The 3955-nt window shown below is 49.7% G+C and carries 3 protein-coding genes; 1 reads left to right on the top strand and 2 read right to left on the bottom strand.

The annotated features are described in order from the left end of the window. Positions 1 to 283 precede the first annotated feature (283 nt). A complete protein-coding gene (locus VN429_RS06680) occupies positions 284 to 1660 on the top strand; it encodes a PKD domain-containing protein (protein WP_325631230.1) in 1377 nt (458 codons plus the stop codon). A gap of 243 nt (positions 1661 to 1903) precedes the next feature. Here the strand turns inward: VN429_RS06680 and mcrA are convergent, their stop codons facing one another. Together mcrA and mcrG are read right to left on the bottom strand one after the other, a co-directional pair. Beyond that, positions 1904 to 3607: a coenzyme-B sulfoethylthiotransferase subunit alpha gene (gene mcrA, locus VN429_RS06675; protein ID WP_325631227.1), complete on the bottom strand. Its 1704-nt coding sequence runs from the start codon at positions 3605 to 3607 to the stop codon at positions 1904 to 1906. Between the two features lie 13 nt (positions 3608 to 3620). Continuing rightward, positions 3621 to 3955: coenzyme-B sulfoethylthiotransferase subunit gamma (gene mcrG, locus VN429_RS06670; protein WP_325631225.1), on the bottom strand; the 335-nt coding region annotated here is incomplete at its 5' end.

Raw genomic sequence — 3955 nt, 5'->3', positions numbered from 1 at the left:
GTTCCATGCCCTCCGAAAGAGCCTCATCTACACTCTTCATGATGAGATAATTTGTGATCCCTGAAAGAATCATGAAACAGGTTTCCGGGTATTGATCAGATAAATTCGAAAAACTTATGTTGACTCGTGATTATGATACTCATAGGCATGGACTTAATTTATCGGGTGGTTCTATGCAATGAGAGACCTTGTCTCATGCAAAAATTTCCACGTTATGATAATTATTCCTGGGGTAATGTAGTCTCTAAAATATGTGCAGGTCAGGAAACCTGATGGAGTTAATATGAGTAGAATTTCTGTAATTTTTATTCTGGCACTTGTTCTGGCAATTTCATCAATGAGCGTATATGGTGAAGAACCAGGATTTACCTCGCATCAACAATTCGTGTCCCAAAATGTGGGTTCTAATCCTGTTGATTTTTCTGGTGCTCCTACATCTGGAAGAGCGCCGCTCATGGTCATGTTCTCAGATCTTTCAAAAGGGAATCCATCGGGATGGTCATGGGATTTTGGTGACGGTTATTCATCTGGCGGTGAAGACCCGGTTCACACCTATGCAAATGGTGGGGTGTACACTGTACGGTTGACTGTACAATATCCTGATGGGAGTAGTAAGACCCAGGTGAAAGAGAGATACATTCAGGTTAATCCGCTCCCACTGGATGCAAACTTTAGTGCTGTTCCACAATCAGGCAAGGCTCCTCTTACTGTGCAGTTCTCGGATCTCTCAACCGGGGCTATGGTCTGGCTCTGGGACTTTGGAGATGGTACACCAGCAAGTTCGGCTCCTGATCCCTCGCATACCTACACCGGGCCAGGCACCTACTTTGCCACACTCAAAGTAAGTAATGAACAGGGAGAGAGTAAAAGCCGCAAAATGGATATTCAGGTTTTTGCATCTGAACCGCTATCTGCAGAATTTGTTGGTACACCGAGATCAGGAGCAGCTCCTCTCAGTGTCCAGTTTGCAGATAAGTCCAGCGGTGAGATCAGTTCCCGGATCTGGGATTTTGGTGATGGAACAAGAGACTCTGTTGAAAGCCCTGCTCATACATACGTCCATGAAGGAACCTATCCTGTATCGCTGACAATACGGGACAGTCGAGGGAACACGGATACTGAAGAGAAATTGCAGTATATATCTGTTCGTAATGAATCTCCCCTTGTAGATTCTATCCCAATATCGGCAGGCTGGAATTTTGTTTCAGTTCCTAAAAATCTGGCCCCAGGCAAGGATACTGCCCAGATATTTGAGCATATTGATGTTGCCGGGCATAGTGCACTCCTGTATGAACCATCTCAAGGATGGGTTCCTCTTCTTCGGACAACTCAAATAAAGCCGTTTATGGCAGTCTGGATATATTCGGCAAAAGCTGATTCGGTTCCGCTCTCCTATGATATAACTTCGCAAAAGATACAACCCCGGATGCTCTCACAGGGATGGAACGCAATAGGGTTTTCCGGGATCTGGTCAGTTGAAGCACGAAAAGCACTCTCATCCGTAGATGGATGGCAGGACTGCCTGGGTTTCAATGCTGCACTGCAGCGATATGGAAGTATGATTGTAAAAGGGGTAAATGATCAGACACCAGTCCAGCCGTTTAGCGGGTACTGGATTTATATGTCAAAACCTGGGATCATTTCAGAAATTCAAACCTAATCCCACTTTTTATTGATAAGAACTGGTTCCAGGATTCCAAAAAAGTGTAGACTTTTTTTTGAGGTTGAGTTAGCCGCGATTTATTCTCATTATCAGGTCTCCGACTCTGCTATTCATGGCTCTATATGAGTAGACTACGGAGATAAGAGATCTGCATACCTTCGGACTCCTTCTTTAAAGAACAGCCTTACGTATTCTATCCGGTGGATCAGGCAAAAAAGAAAAAGAAAGATTGTACCCGGTTTAACGGGCTGGCATAAGGAGAGATCTCTCTCCGGCCGGAACGAACTCGCGGATTGCACCCTTTGCGAACTCCTTGCGTGGCTCGCTGAAGTCGAAGACCAGGGATGGGTCTGCGAAGGTGATCTTGATCAGTGGGGAGAGACAGAATCCGTCGCCACGTCCGTAGTGTGAGGAAGCGACGATTGCTGCGTATTCTCCCTGGTGACCCACGTTCATTGCGTAGTTCGGGTAGTTTGGTCCACGGAACTCGCCGATACAGCCTTCGTCTGGCCGGACGGAGAGTGAGTTGGTGGAACCGCACTGGTCCTGCAAGTCGTATCCGAAGAAACCGAGACGTGACCAGCCTTCCTTGTGCAGAAGCATGGACAGGTACCAGCCGTTCAGACCAGCGTTGGAGTTTGCAGTTGCGATTGCGGTAGAGATACCGGATGCTGCTGCAAGGACTGCTGCACGCTGGGAACCACCGAAGTGGTCTTCCATTGCGGTTGGGAACTGTTCGTACTGTTCCATACCGTTGAGGGTGACCTCGGTTGCAATGTCGTTGACGATCTCCTGGGTTGGCTTGATCTTGTTGTCTGGGCTTGGGGCCTTGTAGTCAACCTTGTATTTGTCCTTGATGTAGTCCATACCGTAGTAGCAGTACTCATCAAGGATGTTGTCGGTGTATGCTGCGGTTGCATACTGAGTGAATCCGACACCACCGGACATGTATGATCCGAGCCAGATCTGGTCAAAGAGCATTGCTCCTGCACCGACAACCTCAAGGGTTGATTTGCAGGGGTCGTTCGGGTACTTCCGGTTTGCCTGGATCATATCACCGAAGTGACCGAAGAGGATACCACCGGGCTCGTTTGGACCACGTGCACGACGTGCTGGCAGGTGGCTACCCATCTGGATAACACCGGCGTGCTTTGCTGCGTAGGAGAGGTCAGCGACTGCTGCTTCACCGGCGCACATGCGGTATGCGGTGATGAAGGACATACCGATCTGCATTGCAGACCAGCGGCTGGTGGTTCCACCATCACAAGTACGGGAGACGATGGTTGGGATGTGGATTGCCTGCCAGAGTGACTTGCCGACTGCTGCCTTGAGTTCCTCTGCCTGCTTTGCCGGGAAGAGCTTGTCGACATCAAGGACGAACTGCTTCTCGAGCTGGTCTGCAAGTTCGGAGTCACCAGTGAAGACCTTACAGTAACAGTCATCGACAACACTTGGGTGTGTCTCGACCATGTGTTCCTGAACCACTGCTGCGCCTGGCATTGCGTGGTTAAGGATGTGGAGGTACTCGTTGATGGTTTCAGGGGTGATTTCCTTGCCGAGACGCTTCTGCAGGGTGTTGTGGGCGAGATCCATTGAGACGATGATAGTCCGGCGGATATCATCCCACATCTGCTGCATTGCTGGGTTGTTGACGAAGTGTAGGTCGTCACCCTCTACGAAGGTTCCGGTTCCGGAGACCTCGTAGGTCATGAGCTGACGCTGACCCATTGGCAGACCACCGAGGTGGCAGCGGTAAGGGTCGTACATGGAGATTCCACGGCGGAGCTCGGCCTTCTTGCTGGCTGCAATGAATTCCTGCTTACGTGGGGACTGCTTCAGGTCACCCCAGTTGTAGTACTGACCGGTAGTTGACTGGACATCACCCGCGAATTTTGTTTTCAGAGCCTTGAGGAAAAGTTTCTGTGCTCTCTCAATTTTTGCCATATTTTTTGCCTCCTTACTCAACCGGCATGAAGCCGTACTTGGTCCTCAGGGAGTGAATGCGCTGAACGTATTCGACATACTCTTTGTCGTCGCGGAATGCAGATCCGACGAGTGAGTGGAACATCGTGGTGTTTGCCTTGAGCCATGCCTCGTCCATTGGCTTACCGACTGCGACTTTCTTGTCGAGTGGTACACCAATCTGGTCCTTGACGTATTTTACTACGCCGCCATCGAGAACACACCGCTGAAGCATGTCGAACATCATACCGTCTTCTGCGAGACGGAGGGAGTGTCCATGCACAGTTGCGCCACGAATTCCGACACGTGCTGGGTCGAAGAGGTTTGTGT

This window comes from Methanospirillum sp., assembly GCF_035560735.1.
Taxonomy (GTDB): Archaea; Halobacteriota; Methanomicrobia; order Methanomicrobiales; family Methanospirillaceae; genus Methanospirillum.
Note: the sequence above shows the minus strand (reverse complement) of the source record. Positions and strands in the feature narration are given on the sequence as shown.

What these genes read in the sequence shown, in the direction of transcription:
- VN429_RS06680 (WP_325631230.1), top strand. Translation starts at nt 284, where the DNA reads ATGAGTAGAATTTCTGTAATTTTTATTCTGGCACTTGTTCTGGCAATT.
- mcrA (WP_325631227.1), bottom strand. Translation starts at nt 3,607, where the DNA reads ATGGCAAAAATTGAGAGAGCACAGAAACTTTTCCTCAAGGCTCTGAAA.